This is a genomic window from Paraburkholderia sp. BGA-UO-ETr-F12, from assembly GCF_059567945.1.
In genome coordinates this window covers 108,307-132,778 of record NZ_JCAQOZ010000014.1, presented here as the reverse complement: position 1 = coordinate 132,778, position 24,472 = coordinate 108,307, and the positions used below count along the sequence as shown (strand labels likewise).

21 protein-coding genes are annotated in these 24,472 nt (G+C 63.1%); 7 read left to right on the top strand and 14 right to left on the bottom strand.

Annotated features, from left to right (window positions below; all coding sequences use genetic code 11):
- Window positions 1-358: 358 nt before the first annotated feature.
- Window positions 359-2,242 carry a bifunctional sugar phosphate isomerase/epimerase/4-hydroxyphenylpyruvate dioxygenase family protein gene (locus tag AC57B6_RS06480; protein WP_496420876.1) on the bottom strand — a complete coding sequence of 628 codons (1,884 nt, stop codon included), beginning with the start codon at window positions 2,240-2,242 and terminating at the stop codon, window positions 359-361.
- A gap of 319 nt (window positions 2,243-2,561) precedes the next feature.
- Between AC57B6_RS06480 and aroQ the strand changes: the two genes are divergently transcribed.
- From aroQ to AC57B6_RS06465, 3 genes are read left to right on the top strand one after another with little or no spacing between them, the layout of a single operon-like run.
- Complete coding sequence (aroQ, locus tag AC57B6_RS06475) at window positions 2,562-3,017, top strand: type II 3-dehydroquinate dehydratase (protein ID WP_028194908.1); 456 nt, start codon at window positions 2,562-2,564, stop codon at window positions 3,015-3,017.
- Window positions 3,014-3,961 carry a shikimate dehydrogenase gene (locus AC57B6_RS06470; RefSeq protein WP_496420875.1) on the top strand — a complete coding sequence of 316 codons (948 nt, stop codon included), beginning with the start codon at window positions 3,014-3,016 and terminating at the stop codon, window positions 3,959-3,961. The genes aroQ and AC57B6_RS06470 overlap by 4 nt, the downstream gene beginning before the upstream one ends.
- Before the next feature lie 50 nt (window positions 3,962-4,011).
- Entirely contained in the window at window positions 4,012-5,385 is a 1,374-nt protein-coding gene (locus tag AC57B6_RS06465; RefSeq protein ID WP_496420874.1) for an MFS transporter, read from the top strand.
- A gap of 86 nt (window positions 5,386-5,471) precedes the next feature.
- Here AC57B6_RS06465 and AC57B6_RS06460 read toward each other — a convergent pair whose 3' ends face one another.
- From AC57B6_RS06460 to AC57B6_RS06440, 5 genes are all read right to left on the bottom strand, one after another.
- Window positions 5,472-6,167, bottom strand: a complete 696-nt coding sequence (locus AC57B6_RS06460; RefSeq protein WP_028194905.1) for a TetR/AcrR family transcriptional regulator — start codon at window positions 6,165-6,167, stop codon at window positions 5,472-5,474.
- A 130-nt stretch (window positions 6,168-6,297) separates the two neighbouring features.
- Window positions 6,298-7,632 (bottom strand): NAD(P)/FAD-dependent oxidoreductase, encoded by a 1,335-nt coding sequence (locus AC57B6_RS06455; RefSeq protein ID WP_496420873.1) that lies wholly within the window; start codon window positions 7,630-7,632, stop codon window positions 6,298-6,300.
- A gap of 16 nt (window positions 7,633-7,648) precedes the next feature.
- Window positions 7,649-8,431 carry an anti-sigma factor gene (locus tag AC57B6_RS06450; RefSeq protein WP_028194903.1) on the bottom strand — a complete coding sequence of 261 codons (783 nt, stop codon included), beginning with the start codon at window positions 8,429-8,431 and terminating at the stop codon, window positions 7,649-7,651.
- Complete coding sequence (locus AC57B6_RS06445) at window positions 8,431-9,000, bottom strand: RNA polymerase sigma factor (RefSeq protein ID WP_028194902.1); 570 nt, start codon at window positions 8,998-9,000, stop codon at window positions 8,431-8,433. Before AC57B6_RS06445 ends, AC57B6_RS06450 begins: the two co-directional genes overlap by 1 nt.
- Window positions 9,001-9,133: 133 nt before the next feature.
- Complete coding sequence (locus tag AC57B6_RS06440; RefSeq protein ID WP_046572733.1) at window positions 9,134-10,066, bottom strand: dihydrodipicolinate synthase family protein; 933 nt, start codon at window positions 10,064-10,066, stop codon at window positions 9,134-9,136.
- A 157-nt stretch (window positions 10,067-10,223) separates the two neighbouring features.
- Between AC57B6_RS06440 and AC57B6_RS06435 the strand changes: the two genes are divergently transcribed.
- Both AC57B6_RS06435 and AC57B6_RS06430 read left to right on the top strand, forming a co-directional pair.
- Complete coding sequence (locus AC57B6_RS06435; RefSeq protein WP_496420872.1) at window positions 10,224-11,204, top strand: LysR family transcriptional regulator; 981 nt, start codon at window positions 10,224-10,226, stop codon at window positions 11,202-11,204.
- A 195-nt stretch (window positions 11,205-11,399) separates the two neighbouring features.
- Window positions 11,400-14,492, top strand: a complete 3,093-nt coding sequence (locus AC57B6_RS06430) for a transglycosylase domain-containing protein (protein ID WP_496420871.1) — start codon at window positions 11,400-11,402, stop codon at window positions 14,490-14,492.
- 10 nt (window positions 14,493-14,502) lie between these two features.
- Here the strand turns inward: AC57B6_RS06430 and AC57B6_RS06425 are convergent, their stop codons facing one another.
- The 6 genes from AC57B6_RS06425 to AC57B6_RS06400 form a co-directional block, all read right to left on the bottom strand.
- The gene (locus AC57B6_RS06425) at window positions 14,503-15,729 is read right to left on the bottom strand and encodes an ROK family transcriptional regulator (RefSeq protein ID WP_496420870.1); all 1,227 of its coding nucleotides are present in this window, start codon (window positions 15,727-15,729) and stop codon (window positions 14,503-14,505) included.
- Between the two features lie 30 nt (window positions 15,730-15,759).
- Window positions 15,760-16,557: an ATP-binding cassette domain-containing protein gene (locus AC57B6_RS06420; protein ID WP_028194897.1), complete on the bottom strand. Its 798-nt coding sequence runs from the start codon at window positions 16,555-16,557 to the stop codon at window positions 15,760-15,762.
- Window positions 16,558-16,574: 17 nt separating this feature from the next.
- The gene (locus tag AC57B6_RS06415; RefSeq protein ID WP_028194896.1) at window positions 16,575-17,561 is read right to left on the bottom strand and encodes an ABC transporter permease; all 987 of its coding nucleotides are present in this window, start codon (window positions 17,559-17,561) and stop codon (window positions 16,575-16,577) included.
- A 97-nt stretch (window positions 17,562-17,658) separates the two neighbouring features.
- A complete protein-coding gene (locus AC57B6_RS06410; protein WP_496420869.1) occupies window positions 17,659-18,663 on the bottom strand; it encodes a sugar ABC transporter substrate-binding protein in 1,005 nt (334 codons plus the stop codon).
- A gap of 342 nt (window positions 18,664-19,005) precedes the next feature.
- Window positions 19,006-19,131, bottom strand: coding sequence for a hypothetical protein (locus tag AC57B6_RS06405; RefSeq protein ID WP_278495217.1), 126 nt, complete (start codon window positions 19,129-19,131; stop codon window positions 19,006-19,008).
- A complete protein-coding gene (locus tag AC57B6_RS06400) occupies window positions 19,128-20,255 on the bottom strand; it encodes a branched-chain amino acid ABC transporter substrate-binding protein (RefSeq protein ID WP_235430140.1) in 1,128 nt (375 codons plus the stop codon). The genes AC57B6_RS06405 and AC57B6_RS06400 overlap by 4 nt, the downstream gene beginning before the upstream one ends.
- A gap of 330 nt (window positions 20,256-20,585) precedes the next feature.
- Between AC57B6_RS06400 and AC57B6_RS06395 the strand changes: the two genes are divergently transcribed.
- Window positions 20,586-21,530 (top strand): LysR family transcriptional regulator, encoded by a 945-nt coding sequence (locus AC57B6_RS06395; protein ID WP_028194893.1) that lies wholly within the window; start codon window positions 20,586-20,588, stop codon window positions 21,528-21,530.
- A gap of 47 nt (window positions 21,531-21,577) precedes the next feature.
- Window positions 21,578-22,162: an ureidoglycolate lyase gene (locus tag AC57B6_RS06390; protein WP_183799681.1), complete on the top strand. Its 585-nt coding sequence runs from the start codon at window positions 21,578-21,580 to the stop codon at window positions 22,160-22,162.
- Window positions 22,163-22,227: 65 nt separating this feature from the next.
- Here AC57B6_RS06390 and AC57B6_RS06385 read toward each other — a convergent pair whose 3' ends face one another.
- Together AC57B6_RS06385 and AC57B6_RS06380 are read right to left on the bottom strand one after the other, a co-directional pair.
- Window positions 22,228-22,992, bottom strand: a complete 765-nt coding sequence (locus AC57B6_RS06385) for a flagellar brake protein (RefSeq protein ID WP_028194891.1) — start codon at window positions 22,990-22,992, stop codon at window positions 22,228-22,230.
- A gap of 254 nt (window positions 22,993-23,246) precedes the next feature.
- The gene (locus AC57B6_RS06380; RefSeq protein ID WP_496420868.1) at window positions 23,247-24,281 is read right to left on the bottom strand and encodes a LacI family DNA-binding transcriptional regulator; all 1,035 of its coding nucleotides are present in this window, start codon (window positions 24,279-24,281) and stop codon (window positions 23,247-23,249) included.
- Window positions 24,282-24,472: the final 191 nt, after the last annotated feature.

Below are 24,472 nucleotides of genomic sequence, written 5' to 3'. Positions count from 1 at the left end.
CCTACGGCGCGCGCGACGCCCGGATGGGCTGAGGGCATGGCGCCGGGCGGCGGATCAGACGGCATTATATCGGCGCGGCTGGTTCGCTTGAGCCGAATGAGCAGGAGGCGTGCCCGATTTCCCTGCGCGCGCGTGGGTTCGCGCGAATTCCCGTGGATCCGCGTGGATTCACGGGAGAGGACGAAAGGTCGGAGGCAGAACGTCGCCCCGAGCCTACGCTGCAGCCACACACACAGCCACAGCCACAGCCACAGCCACAGCCACAGCCACAGCCACAGCCACAGCCACAGCCACAGCCACAGCCACAGCCACAGCCACAGCCACAGCCACAGCCACAGGCGTCGTCGTGCGCGAACGCCTATTTGCGGCGCTGAGCTTGCGCCGCAAGCCGCACGGCCGCGTTGACCGCGCCGTAGCCGTCGTAGCCGCCGCGCCGTTCGACCACTTCCAGGAAAAAGCGCTGATCGAGCTGTTCGGTGTAAGCGTGGAAAAACTCGCCCCCGCGCTCGTCCCGGTCATACAGGATGTTGTGTGCGCGCAGCGCTTCGAGCGTCTCGTCCGGCAGCGCATAGCGGGCGGCGAGGTCGTCGTAGTAATTGCGCGGGATGCGCAGCACCGGCAGACCGTCGGCGATGAACTCGGGAATCGCGCTGAAAATGTCGCTGGTGCCGAACGCCACATGGTTCAGCCCCGAGCCGTGGTAAGTGTGGACGGCTTCGGCCACCGCCGTGTGGTGGTCCACCGACGCGTTCAGGATGATGCGCACCGAACCGTCACGACTGCGCAGCGCGCGGCTGCGCACGAGGCCATATGGATCGGGCACCAGCACGCCCGGCTCGGCCTGGAAGCCGAATGCGGTCCGCAGAAACAGAACCCATGTATCCAGCGCGGGAGCCGGCACGGACAGGCACACATGGTCGATGCGCGTGAGCGGTCCCACTTCGGCCGGACCGTTGATGTCGGTGAGGACGAAATCGGCTTCGAACAGGGTGGGCTGATCCGGCGTTTCGTCGACGAAATAGTTCAGGCTGCCGTCGGGCCCCTGCACGGCGGGCAGCACGCGTTCGTTCGGACCGATCTGACCCGAGAACGGCGCGTAGCCGAACCCGGCGGCGCGCTCGAATGCCTGATTGGCGTCGTCTACCCGAAAGGCCGACGCGCACAGCGACAGGCCGTGCCGCTGGAAGAAGGCGTTGGCGAATGAATCCGGTTCGGCGTTCAGCACGATCGACGCCGCGCCATGCTGAAACAGGCTCACATCTTTCGAACGATGCTGGCCGGCCTGGCGAAAGCGCAGCTTGCCGAGCCAGTCGACGAGATGAGCGCGGGTGGTGTGGTCGACCGCGAATTCGAGAAATTGATAGCCAACGTGAGCAGGCGCGGCGGGCGATCGATAGAGGTCGCCGGGCGGCTGCCGGGCGGCCTCAAGCAGCGCGCGAGTCTGTTCCTCGAGGAATAACAGCGAGCGGTGGCCGTCCGCCGCGGTAATAGCGGTTGGCGCGGCGCGAAAACCGTCGTTGAAGATTTCGAGCGAAAGCGGCCCGCTGTAGCCGGTTTTCACGACCTGCGCGGTGAACCCCGCCAGATCGAAGTCGCCCTGACCCGGAAAGCAGCGGTAATGGCGGCTCCATTCGAGCACGTCCATAGCGAGCTTCGGCGCGTCCGCGATTTGTACGAAGGCGATGCGATCGCCAGGAATATCGGCGATCGCGTCCACCGCATCGTTGAGCGACAGCGTGTGAAAGCTGTCGAGCACCAGCCCGAGATTCGGATGATTCACCGCATTGACGAGCTTCCATGCGTGACGGTACGTCTTCACATGTTTGCCCCATGCAAGCGCTTCATAACCGGCGATTACGCCGGCCGCTTCGGCCGCACGAGCCAGCGCGCCGAGCTGGTCGGTCATCAGCGAATCGTCGCCGATGGTGTCGGGCGAGACGTTGCTGCACACCAGGATCCGATCCGTACCCAGTTCATGCATCACGTCGAACTTGCGCTTCGCCCGATCCAGATTGCGCGCGAGCCGTTCCGGGCTGACCCCGTCGAAATCGCGGAACGGCTGAAACAGCATGATTTTCAGCCCAAGGTCCTCGGCGATGCGCCGCACGTCGGCAGGTGAGCCGTCGAAATACAGCAGGTCGTTCTCGAAGATTTCGACGCCTTCGAAGCCCGCCGCCTGAATGGCGGTCAGCTTTTCGACGAGAGTCCCGCTGATCGACACGGTGGCAATCGAACGTTGCATGAACGGCTCCTGCAAAAACAATAAAACAACGGTTGGGACGGTGCCGGACGGCCGCTGTGCCGCGCCCTCATGTCCTGCGGGCCGTCATGTTGCAATGCGAAAAATGGTCTAGCCAGTTACCGGAAAGCCGGTTCTCTCAGGTCGCAAGCACCCACGATACTGCAATTTTCCGACAGTTTATACAAACTAACTAGATGGTACAAATTCGTATAAACCCCGAATGACGGCGGCGGCCAATGCGCGCACACTGCGCTCACGTTGTACAGCTGCGGCGTGTGCCGTGGCCCGCTTTATGCCTTACTTCGCAGGAGTACCCGTCATGAGTTTTGCATCAGTGCTGGTCCTCAACGGACCGAATCTCAACCTGCTCGGCACGCGTGAGCCGGCCATCTACGGCTCGGAAACGCTCGACGACGTAGCCAGACTTTGCCGAGACGCCGGCGAACGGCTGGATCTGTCGATCGACTTCTGCCAATCGAATGCGGAACACCAACTCATTGACTGGCTGCATGCGGCACGTACCAAGGTCGACGGCATCGTCATCAATCCTGCCGCTTATACGCATACCTCGGTGGCGATTGCCGATGCACTCAGCGCGATCGAAAAACCCGTCATCGAAGTGCATATTTCAAACGTGCATCGCCGCGAAGCATTCCGGCATCACTCGTATGTGTCGGCGCTGGCCGAGGCGATCATCGTCGGCTGCGGTACGCAGGGGTACGTGCTCGCACTGGAGCGGATGGCAGTTATCCTGAAGAATCGGGCGGCCAAATGAGCACTCAGGTGAACCCACAAGCGAGCGCACAAGCGAATGCTCAGGCAAGCGACAAATCGTTTCTCGTCGGTCTGATCGGATCGGGTATTGGTGGCTCGCTCAGTCCCGCGATGCATGAAGAAGAGGGCAGCAAGCTCGGCCTGCACTATGTGTACCGCCGCATCGATCTGGAAGCCTTGCAGTTGGACATCGCGGCGCTTCCCGATCTGCTCACCGCGGCGCAACGCATGGGCTACAACGGCCTGAACATTACCTACCCGTGCAAGCAGGCGGTTATCCCTCTGCTCGACGAACTGTCCGACGACGCGCGCGCGCTCGGCGCGGTCAACACGGTTCTGTTCAAGGACGGCAAACGGATCGGGCATAACACCGATTGGTCCGGTTTCGCCCGTGCGTTTCAGCGTGGTTTGCCGGACGTGTCGCTTGCCCGCGTCGTGCAACTCGGCGCGGGCGGCGCGGGCGCGGCAGTCGCGCACGCCGCGTTGACGATGGGCGCGCAAACGCTCACGTTATTCGATGTGGACGCCGCGCGCGCCGCGTCGCTCGCCGAGGACTTGCAGAAGCGCTTCCCAACGGCCACCGTCAGAGCCGGCAATTCGCGCACAGAGTCGCCGCATGAGTCGCTGCAAGAGTCACTCGCGGCCGCCAACGGTCTGATTCACGCCACGCCCACCGGCATGGCGAAATTGCCGGGCCTGCCTTTGCCGGTCGAATTGCTGCATCGCGATTTGTGGGTCGCGGACATCGTCTATTTCCCGATCCGCACTGCGTTGTTACAGGCGGCGGAAGCGCTTGGCTGCCGCACGCTCAGCGGCGGCGGCATGGCGGTGTATCAGGCGGTCGACGCGATGCGCATCTTTACGGGTCTGGAGCCCGATGCCGAGCGCGTGTACACCCACTTCCAGTCCTTGTTGCAACGCCAGGCCAGCAGAAGCAGCACATAAACAAACCATATATGTCCGGTACGTAATCACACCGAGGAGACAGACACACCATGCCACAACCGCTTCCATCCACGCCCGCCGACGCGGCACACCAGACGAATGCCGCAACTGGCACCGTGCGCCGCTCGAAAGCGCGCTACCAGATTCTCTCGTTGCTGGCGATCGGCACGATGATCAACTATCTGGACCGCACGGTGCTCGGCATCGCGGCGCCGCAATTGACGAAGGAGCTCGGCATCAATGCCGCGGTCATGGGGGTGCTGTTCTCCGTGTTCTCGTGGAGCTATGTGGCTTCGCAGATTCCGGGCGGCCTCTTTCTCGACCGCTTCGGCAGCAAGCTCACGTATTTCCTCTCGATGACGTTCTGGTCGCTGTGCACGCTGGCGCAGGGGCTCGTGCACGGCATCGGCGCGTTGTTTGCGCTCCGGCTCGGCCTCGGCGTGTCGGAAGCGCCATGCTTTCCGACCAATAGCCGGGTGGTGGCCACCTGGTTTCCGCAAAGCGAACGGGCGATGGCGACCGGCACCTACACCGTCGGCGAATATATCGGCCTGGCGTTTTTCAGTCCGTTCCTGTTCATGCTGATGGGGGCGTTCGGCTGGCGCTCGCTGTTCTACGTGGTCGGCGTTGTCGGCATTGTGTTCGGCCTCGTCTGGTGGAAGTTCTATCGCGAGCCGCATGAGCATCCGTGGATCAATCAGGCGGAGCTCGACTATATCGAAGCAGGCGGCGGTCTGACCCACGCAAAGAAGGACACCGCTCCTTCCGGCGCACCCGCTGCGGCGGCAGGAAAGAGCGGCTTCGAATGGCGCACCATCGGCCGCCTGCTCAAGCATCGGCAGTTGGCCGGCATCTGCCTCGGCCAGTTCGCCGGCAACTCGACGCTGGTGTTCTTCCTCACCTGGTTCCCGACATATCTCGCCACCGAACGTCATATGGGATGGCTGAAGATCGGCTTCTTCGCGATCATGCCGTTCATTGCCGCATCGATCGGCGTGATGTTCGGCGGTATTTTCTCCGACTGGCTGCTGCGGCGCGGCACGTCGGCGAACGTGGCGCGCAAGCTGCCGATCATTGCCGGCCTGCTGCTCGCATCGACGATCATTCTCGCCAACTATGTCGAGAGCAACGTGGCGGTGATCGCGATTCTATCGGTGGCGTTTTTCGCGCAGGGGATGGCGGCGCTCGGCTGGACGCTGGTGTCGGATATCGCGCCCGAAGGCTTGCTCGGCGTGACGGGCGGCATCTTTAACTTTGCCGCCAACCTGGCGGGGATCATCACGCCGCTGGTGGTGGGTTTCATCGTCGCGGCAACCGGCTCGTTTGTCGGCGCGCTGGTGTTCATCGGCGCGGTCGCGTTGATCGGCGCGCTGTCGTACATCTTTATCGTCGGCGATATCAAGCGGATCGTGCTAGTGGATTGAGCCTCAGGCTCGATCGAATCGGCTGATGGAGTAGACAAGGGGGACGCGGCGAGGCCGCGTCCCCCTTGTTTCGTTTCAGTTGTGCTTCAGTCTTCCTTGCGTACGAAACGCAGCACGGCGTCGACGATCATTGCGCGATGACGCGCGCGCAGGCGCGGGTGCGATGGATCGCGGCCGAACGCCGTACCGAAGGTATGGCGATTGCCGACGCGGTGAAAACACAGCGAGCTGATCATCAGATGCAGGTCGATGGCGTCGACGTCGCTGCGGAACAGTCCCGCCGCGATACCGCGCGAGAGCAGATCTTCGATCGTATGGATGACGGTGACGTTGCGGCCTTTGAAGCTTTTCACCTGCTCGACGTACTTCGCGCCGTGAATGTTTTCGATCGTCACGAGGCGTACGAAGTCGCGCTGGCGGTCGTGATAGTCGAACGTAAACTCGACCAGCGCACGCATACCCTCGATCGGATCGAGTTCGCTGACGTGCAGATCCTGTTCGAGCGCGCGAATGTCGCCGTACACTTTTTCCAGCACCGCCTGGTACAACCCTTCCTTGCTGCCGAAGTAGTAGTACAGCATGCGCTTGGTGGTGTTCGTGCGCTCCGCGATCGCGTCGACGCGCGCGCCGGTCAATCCCATCGCGGAGAACTCCTGGGTCGCGACGTCGAGAATGTTGCGCTTCGTCTGTTCGGGATCGTACTTGCGCCTGGCGTCGGCGCGCGCAGCGCCGGGCGCAATGCCGTTGGTATCAGGCTCGGCGGCCTTGCTTCCCTTTTTCATTGTGTATTCGAGCGGCAGTGACGGCGCATTCTAGCATGGCGAAATCCGCCCCCGGAGCGGGTCCCGGGCATAAGCGGCGGCGTATTGAGTTGCCGCCGGCGTCGCGCCGTGGCATGACAGTATCGCGGCATTACGGTGTCGAACGGGGCGAACGGGTCGAACGTGTCGAGGCTCGCCGGGCCGCGAGCGCGTCGCGTGTCTGCATGGCGGTATAGGTGAGTTGGGCCGCCGCGAGACCGAGCGCGCCGTAGGCGGGCGTCAGGCCGAACGCGGCGAACGCATCGGGCACCGGCCGTTCGCCGGAAATGGCCGCCGCCAGCAATTCGCCGGACACGGTGGTCGGCGCCATGCCGTGGCCGCCGAAGCCGACCGCGTGCCAGACGCCGTCCGCGCTGCGGCCGATTTGCGGCATCTTGTGCCGCGCGTAGCTCATCAGGCCGCCCCAGGCGTACTCGATACGCACGTCGTGCAACTGCGGATAGACCTTCAGCAGATCGCCCCGCAGCAGGCGCGCGATGCTGTCGGGGTCGCGCTCGCGCACCGAGATGCGGCCACCCCACAGGATGCGGGTGTCGGGCAGCGGGCGGTAATAGTCGAAGGCGAAGCGGGTGTCGTAGACGGCGGCGCGCGTGTCCATCGCCTCTTTCAGGCGCGCGCCGAGTGGTTCGGTCGCCATCACGTAGGTGGCGATCGGCAGCACGGCACGCTCGACCCGTGCATAGACGTTGCGCGCATAGCCGCCGCCGGCCATCACCACGTGACGCGCTTCGAGCACGCCGTGCGGCGTATGCACGACGAAGCCGGCGCCGTCACCTTGGGCGCCGCTGCGTGCGAGGCGCACCACCGGCGACTTCTCGTGAATCTGCACGCCCGCCTGGGCTGCGGCGTCAGCGACGCCAAGCACATACTTAAGCGGATGAAAGTGGAACGCGTTGCGCTCGAACAGGCCACCGTGATAACGGCTCGTCTTCAGTTGCGAAGCGAGCGTCGCGGCTGTCACGGGTTCCCATTCGACGCCGAATGAATCCCGCATCAGGCGCCGCTGCGCATCGAGTCTTGCCGGTTCGTCGAACCAGTTGGCGAGGATCACGCCGGCATCGGTCACGTCGCAATCGATGCGGTAGCGCTGGATACGGCTTCTCATCAGATCGACGGCGTCGGTGGTCAGCGCATAGAGTTCGCGCGCGCGGGCCGGCCCGAGGGTTTTCAGCAGATCCGCGCAATCGAGACTGTAGCCGCCGAATACGAAGCCGCCATTGCGGCCGGAGGCGCCGAAACCCACCTGCTCGGCTTCGAGTACGGCGACGTCGGTGATGCCCCGCTCGGCGAGCCCCAGCGCGGTGGACAAACCCGCGAGGCCGCCGCCCATGATGCAGACGTCGACGCTGCGCCGGCCGGCGAGCGGCGCGTAAGCTGTCGTGCGCCCCGCAGGGCCGGCGACACTGGCTTCATAAAAGCTTTGCATGGAGTCGACAGACGGCTCAGGACACCGGCAGCAGCTTGCCGCTGAACACCACCGGACCGCTCGGCGCATTGTGATCCGGCGAGCCGCCCGGCGCTTCGATCGAGACCGCCAGCGCCGCGTAGCTTTCGGGTTTCTGCCGGCCGGCCGTGACCTTGCCGTTGGCGCTATCCGGCAGCACGCCGAGCGACACCGCATGGCCGCTGGCCGGAATACCCCACAGCTCCATCACCCGGCCGGCCGGCAAGTCGACCTTGCCGAGCGGATGCAGCGTCATGGTGTCATGGGTTTCGTCCCACGCCACCAGCATGACCGGATGCGTGTTCTTGTCGTTGAGCACCGCGACATGCGAAACGGCGGCCTCCGGTTGTTGCGCGACGGTTGGCGTCGTGGGGGTGGGTGCGGCGCCCGGCAGCAGCGAGCGCACGGCGACCACGGCGGCGATCACGGCGAAGCCTGTCACGCCGATTGCCCAGCCACGCCAGAACGCGAGGTTTTCGAAGATGCTGCGGGACGGACGCGCGGGCTTCTCGGCCACGGTGCGCGGGCGTGCCGCTTCGCGTGCCAGGTTCAGGTCGAGACGCCGTTCAATGGCTTGCCACACGGTGGCCGGCGGCATGCGCGGCGCGGCGAGTTCGGCCAGCGGCGAGATGCGGCGCAGCCATTCGTCGATGACCTTACGAATCACCGCGTCGTGGTCCGCGTAGTACTGGAAGCGGCGCCGGGCGCCGCCGCGCAGCGTGCCGAGCACATACTCGGCGGCCAGCAGATCGACCAGTTGGGGGTAGCGATGCAGATTCATCACTGACCTCCCAGACACGTTTTCAGCTTGGCAAGGCCACGCCGGATCCAGGATTTGACCGTGCCGAGCGGCACCGTCAGCACGTCGGCGATCTCGCTATGGCTCTGGTCGCGCAGGTAGGCGAGGGCGACCGCCTGACGCTGCGCCGGCTCCAATTGCTGCATGCAGCCGGCCAGCAGGCGTGCCTGCAGGCTGACCGCACTCAGCGCTTCGGGATCCGGATCACCACTCGCCACCAGGTCGTCCAACGCATCGCTCCATTCCGTTTCCTGCGTATTGACTCGCCGCAGGTGATCGAGAGCACGGTTCCGGACGATCGCCGACATCCACGTCATTGGCGCGGACAGTGCCCGGCGGTAGTCGCCGGCAAAGCGCCAGATATTGACGAAGCTGTCCTGCAAGACTTCTTCGGCCCACTCGTGTCTGCTCAATATACGGAGCGCGAGGCCAAACAGTTTCGGGGCGGCGAGATCATATAGCTCGCGCAGTGCCACGGCGTCCTGTTTAGCCACGCGTTCGAGCAACTCGGCGAGGGTTTCCGGCGTCAGTTCTCGAGGATCGGCGGTCATGGAAAGTGGAGTGGTGGGCTTGCGGGCCTATGTTACTCAATTTCCAGCCGATCTTATAGGCGGTTTTTTCTCGACGGGCTGCATCCGCCAGGCCGGCGGCAGCGTATATGGGCGTCCCGGGGACCGGCCGAGCTTATGCGCCCCAGCGCAACACCAGCGGATCGAGCCGCCGGGCGACCTTCAGCAAGCCTGCCCGCGTGGCGGGATGCATCGGCGGCAAAGGATGGCGCACCGCGTCCGAGCGGATCACGCCGCCTTCCTTCATCAGCGCCTTGCACGACGCGAGGCCGCCCTGGCGGTTTTCGTAGTTGATGAGCGGCAGCCACTGCTGGTAGTGCGCGGCTGCGGCTTCGGTGTCGCCGGCCGCATAGGCGTCGATAATCAAGCGGATGCCGTCCGGATAGCCGCCGCCGGTCATCGAACCGGTTGCGCCCGCATCGAGATCGGCCATCAGCGTGATCGCTTCTTCGCCATCCCATGGGCCCACTACGGCGTCGCCGCCCAATTCGATCAGCTCGCGCAGTTTGTTCGCTGCCTGCGGCACTTCGATCTTGAAGTACGACACGTTCTGAATCTCACGCGCCATGCGCGCGAGGAACGGCGCGGACAACGGCGTGCCGCTGACCGGCGCGTCCTGGATCATGATCGGAATCCCGATTGCATCGGACACCGTGCGATAGAACTCATAGATACCGCGCTCGCCAATGCGGATCGTTGCACCGTGATACGGCGGCATGATCATCACCATCGCGGCGCCCGCGGCCTGCGCGCTGCGGCTGCGTTCGGCGCATAGATGGGAGCTGAAATGCGTGGTCGTGACGATTACCGGCACGCGGCCGGCGACGTGCTCGAGCACCGCGTGCATCAGCGTGTTGCGCTCGTCGTCGGAGAGTGCGAACTGCTCGGAGAAGTTCGCCAGAATGCACAGGCCGTTGGAACCCGCGTCGATCATGAAATCGATGCAGCGTTTCTGGCCTTCCAGGTCGAGCCGGCCGGCGTCGTCGAAGATGGTCGGCGCGACGGGGAACACACCGCGCAAAGGAGCTGGGTTGAGTGTCTGGGTCATGGCGGTAGAGGTCGGGTCGAGGTGCTGACGTAGTCAGGCGTGGCGGTTTGAATGTCTCCAGCGCCGACTATACGGCGCCGCACGCGACGGGTATATTGAATAGTTTCCATCCTGTGATCGCTTTTACGACTCACCCTCGGCAGAATCCAGACACGCCATGAAAGACACCCTGAACGTTCTTCTGTCGAGACTGCGCATGAAGCAGTTGCAATTGCTGATCGCGCTCGACGATCACAAGTCGCTGCACAAAGCGGCCAGTGCGATGTCGATGACGCAATCGGCCGCCAGCAAGGCATTACAGGAACTGGAGTCGATGCTGGCGGCGCCGCTCTTCGAGCGCTCGAAGAGCGGCATGATTCCGAATCAGCTCGGCCACTGCGTGATCCGCTACGCGCGGCTTCTCGCGACGGACCTGAGCGCGCTGTGCCAGGACGTTGCGGATATCCGGTCGGGGCGTGGCGGCCGGCTCGCGATCGGCGCGATCATGGGCGCGATTCCCGGGTGCGTCGTGCCAGCGCTAAACGATCTGCATGCCGGCCAGCCGGGCCTGTCGATCGAAGTGGTGGAAGACACGAGCGCGCGTATGCTGCTGCAACTCGACGAAGGGCGGCTTGACCTGGTGATCGGGCGCGCAGCGGTTGCGGCCGATCCGTCGAAATATCACTATCGACCGCTGGCGGACGAACCCTTATCGGTCGTAGTAGGTTACGGCCACCCGCCGCTGCCCAGGAAGGAAGTGAAACTGCGTGACCTGGCCGGCCACCGCTGGGTCATGTATCCGTCGCACATGCCGTTGCACGCTCTGCTCGAACGGGAGATGGATCTGGCTGGGCTCGATATGCCGGACAACCCGATCTCGACCGCTTCCACTTTCGTGACAGTCGCATTACTGCAAAGCTGTGCCGATCTGGTTTCACTCCTGCCCACCGCGATCGCGACGTTATTCGTGCAGCAGAAAATGTTGCGCTTCGTGCCGGTCAAGCTTAAATCGCCTTCGCAGACGTTCGGGATCGTGACGCGCAAGGGCGGCGTGCTGTCGCCGCCGGCTGAGCGATTCATCGAATTATTGCGTGAACAGGCGGTGGGGCAGGTGGCGCAGGTTGAGAATCAGCCGGTGCAGAAGCAGAAAACCGCCTGATACGGCGGTTTTTCAAGTCGGGAAAGACTTTCAATATCTCACGCCCGGCGGCGCTCCGCCATGCCTTGCGGTGGGGTGTTGCGGCGGCGACACTGTCGGGTAAATCCGAACCGATTGCACGCTCATTTTCCGAGCTACACTTGATCGAAGGTGCGCCAGAATCGACAGCACGGCGCACGCTCGGGGAGAGCAGCCATGAATCGGCCACTGGTTCGGTTACCGCTTCGCGCGACAGGCACGACGTCTGTCCGGAAGTGGCTCAAATGGGGGCTGGCGGCGGCGTTTTTGCTCGCGCTGGCTTTGGCGGCCCGCTTTATCCAGGTCGAGATCGAAACGTCCCGGCTGCAGGCGCGCTATCTCTCCGAACTCACGCGCGACGTGGGTTTTTCCGTCGACAACGGTCCAAGCCATTCCATCCGTTTTCCTCAGGCAGACAAAGGTCCGTACGACACGCGTCTCGGCTACGCGCTGCTGCCGTCGTTCCAGCAGCGCTTGCTGCAACGCGGGTTTGAAATCAGCGCGCAGGCGCGCGATTCCGAACGGATGCTGTCGCTGGCGGATGATGGTCTGTTTATTCCCTACGCCGAAAAAGATCAGGCGGGGCTGCAACTCTTCGACGGCACCGGCGCGCCGCTCTTTGGCGCACAGTTTCCGGGCCGCGTGTATGGCAGCTTCGATTCGATCCCGCCGCTTGTCGTCAATTCGCTGCTTTTTATCGAAGACCGCTACCTGCTCGATCCGGATCAGCCGAACCGCAATCCGGCGATCGACTGGGGGCGCTTTAGCCGCGCGCTAGTCGATCAGGGCGCACGGGTGTTCAACCGGCATCAGGCGACGCCGGGCGGCAGCACGCTGGCCACGCAGATAGAGAAGTTCCGTCACTCGGCGGGCGGCCGTACGGCAACGCCGCCGGAGAAATTGCGGCAAATCGCGTCGGCCTCGGTGCGTGCCTACCTGAACGGCCCGCAGACCATGCCCGCGCGTCAGCAGATCGTTGTCCACTATCTCAACTCGGTGCCGCTTGCCGCGCAACCGGGCATAGGCGAAATCAACGGCATTGGCGACGGTTTGGCCGCCTGGTACGGCCGCGACTTCGACGAGGTCAACCGCATCCTGAAAGCGCCGTCGACCGAGGCCAACCTGGCCGGGCAGGGCATCGCGTTTCGCCAGGTACTGTCGCTGATGATCGCGCAGCGTGCGCCGTCGTATTTCCTGCGTCACGGCTATAGCGACCTCGAACATCGGACGGATAGTTATATCCGCCTGCTGGCGAACGGCGGTGTCATTACGCCCGCACTGCGTGATGCCGCGCTGTCCGCGCAAGTCGCGCTGCGTCACGCGCCGGGCACGCAGCAGAACGCGGACTCGTTCATATCGCGCAAGGCCGTGACGTCGATGCGTTCGCATCTGCTGGCGGCGCTCGGCATACGGAGTTTCTACGAACTCGACCGGCTCGACTTGCAGGCAACGGGTACGCTCAACAACGCCGTGCAGCAAGCGGTGAGTGATCGTCTCGCTGCCGCCGCGACGCGCGACGGTGCGAAAGCCGCCGGGATTGTCGGCTTTGAAATGCTGCGCGCCTCCGACGATCCGTCGAAGATCGCCTACAGTTTCACGCTATTCGAACGGCGCGGCGGTGCGAACCTCGTGCGGGTACAAACCGACAGCGTCAACCAGCCATTCGATATCAACTCGGGTGCGCGGCTGAATCTCGGCTCAACCGCGAAAATGCGCACCGTGGTGACATATTTGCAGATCGTCTCCGACCTGCATGCGCGTTATGCCCCGCTAAGCATAGCGGAGCTCAAGGCGGTGAAACCCGATCCGAACGATCAGCTTACGCGCTGGGCGCTCGACTATCTGATGCATACCCCGGACCGCTCGCTGCAAGCCATGCTCGATGCGGCCGTGGAGCGCAAGTACTCGGCAAGTCCGGGCGAAACGTTCTATACGGGTGGCGGGGCGCAGACCTTCAACAACTTCGACTCCGACGACAACAGCCGCATTCTCACCGTGCACCGGGCCTTCCAGCATTCGGTGAATCTGGTGTTCGTGCGGTTGATGCGCGATATCGTCCACTATGAGATGGTGCAGACTACCGGGCCGTCGTCGCAATGGCTGGGCGATCCGGCGATCCGCAAGATGTATCTCACGCGTTTCGCCGACCAGGAAAGCCGCGTGTACATGAGTCGTTTCTACACCAAGTACCACGGCAAAACGCCGGATCAGCAACTGGCGCTGCTGCTGCTCGGCGTGCGCAAATCGCCGCCCAAAGTGGCGACGGTCTTGCGCAGTGTGGCGCCGGACGAATCTAACGCGTGGTTCAACGCGAAGATGCGGGCCGCGTTGAAGAACACACCGGCCGCTTCCATACTGGACGATGAGGATGTGGGGAACCTGTACGAAAAGTATGCGATCGACCGCTTCAATCTGAACGATCGAGGCTACATTTCGAGTGTGCATCCGCTGGAATTGTGGACCCTCAACTATCTGCGCGCCCATCCCGATGCAACGCTCGATCAGATGGAAAACGCGAGTCGGGACGTGCGCCTGTCGACCTATTCGTGGCTCTTCAAGACCCGCTATCACGCCACCCAGGACCGCCGCATCAAGCGCATGGTCGAACTGCGCGCATACGATGCAATCGGCAAATCGTGGCAGGCGCTCGGCTATCCGTTCGCGACGCTCACGCCGTCCTATGCAGCGGCGATTGGCGCATCCGGCGACCGTCCGGCTGCGCTTGCGCAACTGATTGGCGTGATTGCGAACGACGGCAGCAAGGTGCCGACCGAAACCCTCACGCAACTCGATTTCGCGAAAAACACGCCATACGAAACGCATTTCCAGCGCGCGGCGGTAGCGCCGCAGCAGCAGTTGTCGCCGGAGATTGCCGGGGTGGTCAGAGGGCTGTTGCGTGACGTCGTATTGGGCGGCACGGCGAAGCGTCTCGCCCAGGGAATGACGTTCCCCGACGGCCAGACACTGGAGATTTACGGCAAGACCGGCACCGGCGATCAGCGCTTCAATGTGTGGGCCAAAGGCGCGCGCCTGATCGAGTCGCGCAAGGTGAACCGCAGCGCAACCTTCGTGTTCGTGATGGGGGACCGCTTCTACGGCACATTGACGGCTTGGGTGCACGAACCGTACGCGGCCCGGTACGACTTCACGAGTGCGCTCTCGGTGCAATTGCTGAAGTCGCTTGCGCCGGTGTTGCAACCGTTGCTCGACAATGACAATCCGCCTGCCGGAACCGCGTCGATCACGAAGGTGGCCGTGCAAGCGCAATGAGCAGCACTGTCTAGTAGCCCGCCTGGGTCGCCGGCTTGAGAAAAAGCTCGTGAACGGGGGCGAAATGCGCGTACAGCGGCAGAATCGCGCCGCCCATCGCGCGTGCGTCGGCGCCGATGGTGCCTTCCAGCAGTTGCGGACGCACCATTCCTTCCCATTCAAAGCGATCGAGTACACGCTCGGTCCGGCGGATGACTTCGCGGACCAGTTGACGGTCGAGTTCGCCGTCGATCACGACCGCTTCCAGGTCGAGCAAGGCGGCCGCATTGGTCAGCGCATTGGCGATGGCCGGGCATGCGGTGTCGAGCCACTGCTCGGTCAATCGCCACAGGTCCGGCGACAGCGCGCGATGGTCATGCGCGGCGGCGGGGGGCGCGCCGGTGTCGCTCAACAGCTGTTCCAGAACGAAGCCCGAGGCAGCGTGCAATAGTTGCCGCGCGGGTTTGCGCGGGCTGCCGTCCCGCAGCGGTATCGAGCCGACGGCACCCGCATTGTCGTGTGGTCCGGCATGCAAACGGCCGTCGATCACCAGTCCGCCGCCGATAAACGTGCCGACGAACAGGTATAGAAAATTGTGAATGCCGCGGCCCTGGCCCATCACGAGTTCGGCCGCGCAGGCGGCGGTGGTGTCTTTGGCGAACTCGACAGGCAGGCCCGTCATGGTCGCGATGCGGCTGCGCAGGTCGATTTCATGCCACGCTTCGAGAGCATCTGGCGGCGCGCCGAGAAAATCGCGCCAGCCGCCTAGCCACAATGGCGCGGCTACACCCACGCCAACCACTTTGTCCCCCTTCGCGCCGAGCGTCTGAGTCACGCGTGCCAGCCGGCTTTCGAGCGCGGGGAAGAGTGTGCGTGGATCGGGATAGGCATAGTCGAAGACATCGCGGCACACCACCTGGCCCGCGAAATCCATCGCCAGCACGTCGAGACTGCGGCGTCCCACCTTGATGCCGATGGTGTACGCGCCGTCGGCACGCAACGCGATCGGTACCGACGGTTGACCGATACGGCCGCGCACCCGCGCCTGCTTCTCGAGCAGCCCATCGTCGATCAGACGGTCGACGATCATCGACACCGTCTGCATCGACAGGCGCGTGAGACGGCCTACGTCGGCTTTCGGCAGTGGGCCGTGCAAACGGATCGCCTGCAACACGATTCGCTCGTTGAACTGCCGCATGCCGACCTGATTCGAGCCGACCGTGCGCTCAAGAGGCGAGCGGGAACTGGTGGTTTCCATCGTCGCGTGCCCCTCAGCGGGATGCAAACATCATGCAATCGCCTTGACGTCCGCTTCCTTCGCGCCCGTCATGATCGCCACCGCCTCCGACATATGGATGTCTTTGGTATTCACGAGCGCCGCGCGCCGGCCGAGCCGCTGAATATGAATGCGGTCCGCGACTTCGAACACGTGCGGCATGTTGTGGCTGATCAGGATCACCGGCAGGCCGCGCTCACGTACGCGGCGGATCAACTCGAGCACCATGTTGCCTTCCTTCACGCCGAGCGCGGCCGTGGGTTCGTCGAGAATCACCACGTGCCGCGCGAACGCCGCGCTGCGCGCGACGGCTACGCCCTGGCGCTGGCCGCCGGACAAGGTTTCGACCGCCTGGCGCATCGAACGGATGCCGATCTGCAGGCCCTTCATGTGCGCGGTGGCTTCTTCGAGCATGCGGCGCTTGTCGATCATCTTGAAGATCGAACCGCGCCAGCCCGGCTTGACGAGCTCACGGGCGAGAAACAGGTTTTCGGCAATGCTCATGGCGGGCGCCACCGCGAGTTCCTGGTACACGGTTTCGATGCCTTGAGCGCGGGCATCCAGCGGACTGCGGAATCTGACCGGCTTGCCGTCGAGCAGGATTTCGCCTTCGTCGGGCACGGTGGCGCCCGAGAGCGCCTTGATCAACGACGACTTGCCCGCGCCGTTATCGCCGATCACGGCGAGAATCTCGCCGGGCAGCACTTCGAAATCGCAACCGTCGAGCGCGGTGACGTTGCCATAGCGTTTGACTAGTCCGCGCGCCTGCAAAACGGGCATCGCGGTGGAAGCGGAAGTAGGTGTCGACATGACGGGCTCCTGAATGCTCAACCGCGACGATGGGAAAGTTTGTCCGCGGCAACCGCGAGAATCACCAGCATGCCGGTGATCAACACCTGGTACACCGAAGAGACGCCGATCAAGGTCAGACCGTTGCGAAATACGCCCACAATCAGCGCGCCTAACAGTGTGCCGGCAATCGAGCCTCGTCCGCCGAACAGACTCGTGCCGCCCAGCACCACAGCGGTAATGCTGTCGAGATTCTCCGTTTGTCCGGCCTGCGGATCGCCTACGCCGGTGCGCGACACCGACAGCAGCGCGGCGATACCATAGATCGCGCCGGCCAGCGAATACACGGTGAGCAGAATCTTTTGCGACGAGAGGCCCATCAGACGCGCGGCTTCGGGGTTATTGCCCAGCGCATACAGGTGCCGGCCCGGCACCGTATCGCGCAACACGAACCACGTCGCCAGATACATCAATAGCGTCAGTACCGTGCCGTAGGTCACTTCGGCGGGCCCGAGCTTGAACGTGTTGCCGAGGAACATGATCGCGTCGGGCAGGTTCGAGACGCTCTCCGCGTTCGAATAAATCTGCGTGAGTGCGAAGGCGATGTTCAGCGTACCCAGCGTGACAATGAAGGCGGGTAACTTGATCCGCGTGATCAGCACGCCGTTGAGCGCGCCGAATAGCGTGCTCGCGGCGATACCGCATAGAATCGCGAGAACGGGCGGCACGCCGAGCGTGACCGCGAATTTGGTCATGATGATCGAGCCGAACGCCATCACCATCCCGCACGACAGATCGATGCCGCCTGTCAGCACGATCAGGGTCTGGCCGATCGCGATGACGGCGACCACCATCGTTTGCTGCAGGATCAGCGAAAGGTTCTGGAACGACAGGAACCGGTTGCTCTGCGAAATGAAGAAGCCGCACGCCAACAGAAGCGCGATCAGCGGCCCGATTTCAGCGAGTGACGGCAAGCGTTCGGCGAACGGGCGCGAGTGCCCGGCGGGCGCGGAGGGAGTCGACATGATAGGTGTCCTCAATGCATGAATCTGACGGACTGTGCGACAGGCACAGCCGTCATCCGTCGGCGGCCCGGGAAAGTGGGCCGCCATTCAGTGCCTGTTACTTGTTGCCCCAGCAGTTGTCGAGGCCGAACTTCGTATCCTTGCTGTCCACGCCGGACATCGGCTTGTCGGTGATCAGCGTCACGCCCGTATCCTGATAGCCGGAGACCTTCTTGCCGGTTTTCGCGTATTCGACACCGGCTGTCACGCCGAGCGCGGCCATCTTCAACGGATACTGCTGGGAGGTCGCCGCAATCGCCCCAGCCTTCACATTGCGTACACCTTCGCAGCCGCCGTCGATCGAAACGATCATCACGCTCTTGTCTTTGCCCGCGGCTTTGAGCGCGCGATACGCACCTGCGGCGGCCGGTTCGTTGATCGTGTAGACCACGTTGATGTCCGGCGATTTCTGCAGGCAGTTTTCCATTGCTGTCTGTCCCTTCGCCTGATCGCCGCGGGTGTCCTGGCTGCAGACGATCGACGGATCGCCTTCCTTCACGCCGAAGCCTTCCAGGAAGCCGTTATGGCGCAGTACGCCAACCGATACGCCGGGCGCGAGGTCGAGCGTGGCGATCTTCGCGGGCTTGCCGTTCATGGCCGTTTTCGCGTACTTGCCGATCAGTACACCGGCTTTGAAGTTGTCGGTGGCGAAGAGGGCGTCCGTGGCATCTTGCGGATCGGTCGGCGTGTCGAGCGCGATCACCATCACACCGGCGGCGCGCGCTTTCCTGATGCTCGGCACGATCGCCTTGGTGTCGCTGGGCGTGATCAGAATCGCTTTCGCGCCGGCCGTCATCATGTTTTCGATGGCGGTGACCTGGCTCGCGTTGTCGCCGTCGAACTTGCCGGCGGCGGTGAGCAGCTTGGCGCCGTCTTTCGCGGCGGCCGCCTCGGCACCCTGTTTCATCTTCACGAAGAACGGATTGGTGTCCGTCTTGGTGATGAGACCGACGACAGGCTGATCGGCTGCCTGGCTTGCGCTCGCGCACCACACCGCCGATGCAGCGACGCATACCGACACGATTTTCCTGGCGACAGGGTCCCTGCGGGAATTCAGATTCATGGGACGCTCCTCCGGTTATTGGTCACGACGTTATGAACTGCGGGCGGCGGCACGCGCGAACGCTGCGCGCTTGCCGCCTGTTTGCAATCCTTTTTGCAATCTGCCTGGAACCTGTTTGGAATCTGAAGCGATTCAGTTGCAGCCCGAAGCCGGACGACTAAATCACTTGAGTTGATTTAGTAAAGCAGGCGCGGCGATGCCCGTCAAGAACGCGATCGGCGGGAAGTCGGCGTGCGGAAGCGCCCGCCAGGGCGGCGGGGCATATGGGGCGGGGCTTTTCGGGAATGCTGCAATGCAGGATGGTGCGCCGGGACTTCGGGAAAGTCCTGGCATGCCTGCAAGTCAGTTGAAATACCAGATGGTCTTCGACGACGGACACCGGCTGCCGTCGCGCAGGTAATCGTCGGTGGCGGAGCCGAACGCGATGTGCGCGATGTACGCAATGTCCGTCGCGTTCGGCCGCATCACATTCTGATGACATCCATCACGGTCTTCTTGCTGCCCTTGAACTGATAGATCGTGATCGCAGCGTCCCGCAAGTCGCCGTGCGGGTCGAACGCAATGTGGCCGATCACGCCGTCATAGCTCGTGGCGGGCATCGCGGCGAGGATTTTCGAGCGGTCGGTCGAGTTCGCTCGCTGCATCGCGTTATAGATGACGTAGACGGCGTCATACGTGAACGGAGCGTAGGCGTCTATCGGTGTGCTGAAGCGCGCCACGTATCGTTTATCGAAGTCTTGACCCTTCGGCATTTTTGACAAGGCAAGTCCGGCTTCCGAGCATGTCACGTTGTCAATCGCGCTGCCGGCAAGTTGCGTCATGTTTTCCGTGCAGGCGCCGTCGCCACCCAGCATCTTTGCGGTGATGCCGAGGTTTGCCGCCTGTTTCGCCAGCGGCCCGGCCGTTGCGTCCGAGCCGCCGTACATGATTGCGTCGGGTTTCAGACCTTTGATTTTCGTCAGAATGGCCCGGAAGTCGATGGCTTTGTCCGTCGTCGCATCGTGGCTCACAATGACGGCGCCTCGTGCTTTGGCTGCCTTTTCGAATTCTTGCGCGAGACCCTGGCCGTATGCGGTCGAGTCGTCCACGATTGCAATACGCTTTGCGTGCATGGTGTCGACTGCATAGCGAGCCAGAGCCGGCCCTTGCAGTGCGTCGGTCGCGACGACGCGGAAGGTCGTTTTGAAGCCCTGTAGCGTATAGGTGGGATTGGTCGAGCCTTGCGAAATCTGCACGAGGCCGGCCTCGCTGTAGATCTTCGATGCCGGGATCGAAACGCCGGAGTTGATGTCGCCGACCACGGCTACCACGCCATCGTCGACGAGCTTCTGGGCGACTTGCGTACCGGTGCGTGGGTCGGCAGCGTCGTCCTGCGCGTCGAGCTGCAAACGGACCGGCTTGCCGCCGATAACCGGATGCTGGCTGTTGATCTCGTCGACTGCAAGCTTCGCCGCATTTTCGCTGTCCTTGCCCATATGCGCGAGCTGGCCTGTCAGCGGCGCGGCATGACCAATCAGGACCACGACCGGCTCCGCGGCGAAGCTCGCGCTGCCCGCACCAAGCAGCAGCGCGGCGGCGCCCGTTTGCAGCATACGATTCAATTGACTGGACGAGGGTGACATGGGCGGCTCCTTGATTTTCGGTTCAATGAGTGTTCGACCGCCAAATTCTTCCGTCCAACGACTTATTTTATTGACCGGCAATAGATAAATCTGATCGCTTCCCAGGGCTTTCCCGATAGGCCGCCCCTTGCGCGCCGAGCCGCGATGATCACAACAAAAAGTTGTTCCGGTCGGCCAGTTTTTGTTGTCACGCACCTGATTTTGCGGCGCTAAACTCTGCCCATCTACCGAAGCTGTCCGTTTGCACGGCCGCGACACCTGGAACCTGATGATGCGTTCGCTGACAGTACAAGGCGCCTGATGAATGTCCGTTTTCTCGAAACGTTTGTGTGGCTCGCCAAGCTGCGCAATTTCCGGCTGACTGCCGAGCGCCTGCATGCGACGCAGGCTGCGATCTCCAGCCGGATATCTGCGCTCGAGCAGGAGTTCGGCGTGCGTCTGTTCGATCGGGGGCCGCGCGATGTCAAGCTGACCCAGGAAGGGACCAAAGCGCTAGCGTTCGCCGAACAGATTCTGAAGCTCACGAACGACATGCTCGCAAGCGTAAGCGACCGCTCGCATGTGAGCGGATTGTTGCGGGTCGGCGTGATGGAGTCCGTCGTGCATACGTGGCTGCCCGAGCTGTTGCGGCAGGTGCGCGACGAATATCCGAACCTGACGATCGAGCTGACGTGCGACACCTCGACGAATCTGTCCGTGCAACTGGTGAATGGCAACGTGGACATCGCTTTTTTGAGCACGATGGTCACCGGCGCTGACGCGGAAAATGTTTCGCTCGGCGCATTGCCAATGCGATGGGTAGCGAGTCCATCGCTGAATCTGTCGGCTGAAGCACTATCGGAAGCCGAACTGGCGAGTTTCCCGATTGTGAGCTTTGCCCGTCATTCATCGCCGCATGTGTTTGTCGCCGGGCTGTTTGCAGCCGCCGGCGAGCCGCACGTGCAAATCAACTGCGTGTCTTCGGTCGCGGCGATCATAAGGCTCGTGCTCGACGGTTTCGGCATCGCGGTTCTGCCCACCGCGTTCGTGACCCGTGAGCTGGACTCCGGGCATCTGCAACTGCTGAAAGTGACGCATCGAGTCCCTGAACTGCCGCTTTTCGCATCTTTCCGGCGAAGTCCGGACAGCTTGCTATGCGAGTCGATCATGCATCTGGCGCAAAAGGTCATGCGAGAGTTCAGCCTCGAGAACGGCCCGGATATCGCGCTCTTTCCAGACACCGACGAAGCGCTGCCGACTCATTGAGTGGCACCCCGTGATGTTTTCTTCTATTATCAAAGGCCCGAACCGAGATGCCGACGACCACGCCTCTGAGCATTCAGGCGCTTACTGCCGACGCTTTCGAACCCTATGGATGGATGCTGGGCAAACCCTTCCCAACGGATAGCGCGGTGCCGTCGTTTGCAAGCCCGTCATCCGACTTCTGGCGCGAGCATCTGTTCGATGCCGGCCTGTCCGGAAATCCTGAAGTTTTGTGGGTCAGATACCGCGATCGCGAAGCCGAGGTGCTGCGGCTCGAGGCACATTGGCTTACGGAGCAGGCCGTGGTGCCGCTCACCGGACCTGTCGTGCAGATTGTCGCGACGAGTACGCCGGATGGGCAGCCGAACCTTGATTCGTTGGCTGCCTTCGAGGTGCCCGTAGGGGAGGGGATCTGCATGCGGCCGGGTTGCTGGCACGCCACGCGCGCCTTGCAGAACGAAGTGACGTGCCTCATGCTGACGCGCCGCTCGACGACGCTCGACCTTGCAATCCATCTGCTCACAGGCGCTCCCGCTGGCGAAAGCGCGATTCGGCAGATCCCGCCGCACCAGCTTGTCGGCGCGCGCGGCCTGAAGCCGGCGCCGATGCTTCAACGAGATGCTGAAGTTCGGTAGACCGGTTCGGAATCCTGCGCTATTTTCAAGCCAGCGGCTGCTCGAAGCAGCCTCGCCGCAGAAATTCAGCCGCGCGCCACCAGCGTTTGACGCCTGGTCTCGAGCTGGGTGACGACACGTTGCAAGACTCGCTCGGCGCGCCCGGGCGTCTGCACGAACTTGCAGCCAATCACGAAACGCCGGTCGCCCTTCGGCGTGGTCATTTGCCGTGGCGCGACGATTTCCAGATCGAGTTGCAGCGTGCCGAAGCTGCCGAGCTGCAGCGTGACATCGCGCAGCACGGTGCCGCTTTCCAGTGAGCCGAAGCGCTCGTCGGCGGTTTTCAGCGCCACGCCGCCCAATGAGAGATCCTGCAGTTCCAGCCGGAACGAACCGCCGTCCGCGCATGGTCCGCTGGCGGTGTAAGGATCCAGCACGGGCGTTTGCACGCGGAAGAATTCGCGGCGTTGAACGTAGTAGAGGAGGGTCGGGAAGGATGCCTCGAAAGCCGGCCGCCCTTCGAACATGACCGGATCAGCGTTCAGCGTCGTGAACTCCGTGCGTATGCCGTCCGGCAAGCTGCGGAAGATCAACTGGCGTGCGGACGCGAGCGCATGGTTGTCCACTTCCACGCTGCCGGCGTCGAAGATGAAGCGTGCATTGCGCGAATCGACGTCGAGCACTTGCGTCACGATCTGGCGACCGTTGAATTCCACCGTCACGAAGTCCTGCCCGCTCATCAGCTTGCGCAGGCAAACCGCGATCTGCAGGGGATGGTGTTGGGCGAAGGGCGAGTCCGCGTCGATGGTTTGTCCTGCGACGTCGGCGTCCTGCAGAAGGTCGGCAATCATTTGAATATCCCTGCGTGTTATGGCCTTGGCCCGGCCGGTTGGGGGAGCACGGGCGGCATGTGACGCATGCCGGCGCTCGGCCCTTTCCCTAACTGTTTGCAGGGACCGTGCCAACTGCATGGATAGACTGGTTGAAGCGGCGTTTTTCGGCGCGAAGCCACGTGCCACGGGCGTTTGCGGATTCTGGCTCCGCGCGCGAGGAGGGATGCACGCAAGCTTCGCTACGTAACGTCCGCAGCGCTGTTACGGCCACGTTACGCCGAACGCGACACGCCAGTGGACGCACGCACGACCAGTTTCGGCGCGGAAGAAACCCGCATCGGCACGCTGGCCGCGAGCGGGCGCTCCGCTTGCCCATACGACGATTCGATCAGTTCGCGCAGCAGCGAGACCGCGAGATCGGCGACTTCGACGGTCGGTACGGCGACCGTCGTCAACGCTGGCCGCGACTCGCGCGCGAGTTGAATATCGGTAATGCCGATCACGGACAGATCGCGCGGCACGTTCAGGCCGAGATCCGCCGCGGCATGCATTGCGCCGAGCGCCGGCAGATCGTTGGTCGCGAAGATCGCGGTGAGTGTCGGATCGGCTTTCAGCAGCTCGCGCGCCGCGGTGTAGCCACCCTGGATCGTATCGGGCGCATGCTCGACCCGGCCTTTCGGCACACCGGCTCCCTGCAGCGCATCGACAAACCCCTGATAGCGGGCCGCGTGAATGCCCGAGGCTTTGCTGCCGACGATCGCGCCGATCCGCCGATGGCCGAGTTCGAGCAGATGCGTGCCGGCCAATTCACCTGCCAGACGAAAATCGACCGCGACGCACGGCAAACCCGGCGGCTCGTTGGGTCTCTCCCACATGCACAGCACCACGGGCGTACCGCGCGATTCGGTCGTATGCAGGTCCGTGAAATCGAGGTTTGCATTTGTCACGAGCACGCCCTCGGAAAGCGTGCCGGCGATCTGATCGAGGTACGCCCGCCCGATCAGCGGATCTTCGTTGGTATTGCAGATGATCACGAAATGTCCACTGCTGCGCGCCGCATGCTCGACGGCGAGTGCGAACTCCGGATAGAACGGATTGGCGATGCTCGACACCATCAACGCCAGCGTCGGCGCGCGGCCCTCGGCAAGCGCGCGGGCCGCCAGGTGGGGGCGGTAGCCGAGCGCGTCGACCGCTTCCAGCACCCGCTGCCGGGTGCTCGCGCCGACCCTGCCGCGATTGCGCAACACGTTCGATACCGTGGCAGGCGTGACACCGGCACGGCGTGCGACTTCGCTGAGTGTGGGCATGGCGTTCCAATATATGAGATGACTGTCCGACATTTGCATCGCGGCTCAAGGCGCGGCACCATTTGCCGCACAGACAAAACGATATCGGAGACAGGCAAGGCCCACGATCGCATGCGATCGATTTTTTTCGGCCGTGCTGATTAAGCGCTTAATCTTCGATGTCGAGCCGATTAAATCACGGAGTTGATGCA

Coding starts and splice junctions, on each gene's coding strand:
- AC57B6_RS06480 (WP_496420876.1), bottom strand. CDS start 2,242: ATGCAACGTTCGATTGCCACCGTGTCGATCAGCGGGACTCTCGTCGAA.
- aroQ (WP_028194908.1), top strand. CDS start 2,562: ATGAGTTTTGCATCAGTGCTGGTCCTCAACGGACCGAATCTCAACCTG.
- AC57B6_RS06470 (WP_496420875.1), top strand. CDS start 3,014: ATGAGCACTCAGGTGAACCCACAAGCGAGCGCACAAGCGAATGCTCAG.
- AC57B6_RS06465 (WP_496420874.1), top strand. CDS start 4,012: ATGCCACAACCGCTTCCATCCACGCCCGCCGACGCGGCACACCAGACG.
- AC57B6_RS06460 (WP_028194905.1), bottom strand. CDS start 6,167: ATGAAAAAGGGAAGCAAGGCCGCCGAGCCTGATACCAACGGCATTGCG.
- AC57B6_RS06455 (WP_496420873.1), bottom strand. CDS start 7,632: ATGCAAAGCTTTTATGAAGCCAGTGTCGCCGGCCCTGCGGGGCGCACG.
- AC57B6_RS06450 (WP_028194903.1), bottom strand. CDS start 8,431: ATGAATCTGCATCGCTACCCCCAACTGGTCGATCTGCTGGCCGCCGAG.
- AC57B6_RS06445 (WP_028194902.1), bottom strand. CDS start 9,000: ATGACCGCCGATCCTCGAGAACTGACGCCGGAAACCCTCGCCGAGTTG.
- AC57B6_RS06440 (WP_046572733.1), bottom strand. CDS start 10,066: ATGACCCAGACACTCAACCCAGCTCCTTTGCGCGGTGTGTTCCCCGTC.
- AC57B6_RS06435 (WP_496420872.1), top strand. CDS start 10,224: ATGAAAGACACCCTGAACGTTCTTCTGTCGAGACTGCGCATGAAGCAG.
- AC57B6_RS06430 (WP_496420871.1), top strand. CDS start 11,400: ATGAATCGGCCACTGGTTCGGTTACCGCTTCGCGCGACAGGCACGACG.
- AC57B6_RS06425 (WP_496420870.1), bottom strand. CDS start 15,729: ATGGAAACCACCAGTTCCCGCTCGCCTCTTGAGCGCACGGTCGGCTCG.
- AC57B6_RS06420 (WP_028194897.1), bottom strand. CDS start 16,557: ATGTCGACACCTACTTCCGCTTCCACCGCGATGCCCGTTTTGCAGGCG.
- AC57B6_RS06415 (WP_028194896.1), bottom strand. CDS start 17,561: ATGTCGACTCCCTCCGCGCCCGCCGGGCACTCGCGCCCGTTCGCCGAA.
- AC57B6_RS06410 (WP_496420869.1), bottom strand. CDS start 18,663: ATGAATCTGAATTCCCGCAGGGACCCTGTCGCCAGGAAAATCGTGTCG.
- AC57B6_RS06400 (WP_235430140.1), bottom strand. CDS start 20,255: ATGCTGCAAACGGGCGCCGCCGCGCTGCTGCTTGGTGCGGGCAGCGCG.
- AC57B6_RS06395 (WP_028194893.1), top strand. CDS start 20,586: ATGAATGTCCGTTTTCTCGAAACGTTTGTGTGGCTCGCCAAGCTGCGC.
- AC57B6_RS06390 (WP_183799681.1), top strand. CDS start 21,578: ATGCCGACGACCACGCCTCTGAGCATTCAGGCGCTTACTGCCGACGCT.
- AC57B6_RS06385 (WP_028194891.1), bottom strand. CDS start 22,992: ATGATTGCCGACCTTCTGCAGGACGCCGACGTCGCAGGACAAACCATC.
- AC57B6_RS06380 (WP_496420868.1), bottom strand. CDS start 24,281: ATGCCCACACTCAGCGAAGTCGCACGCCGTGCCGGTGTCACGCCTGCC.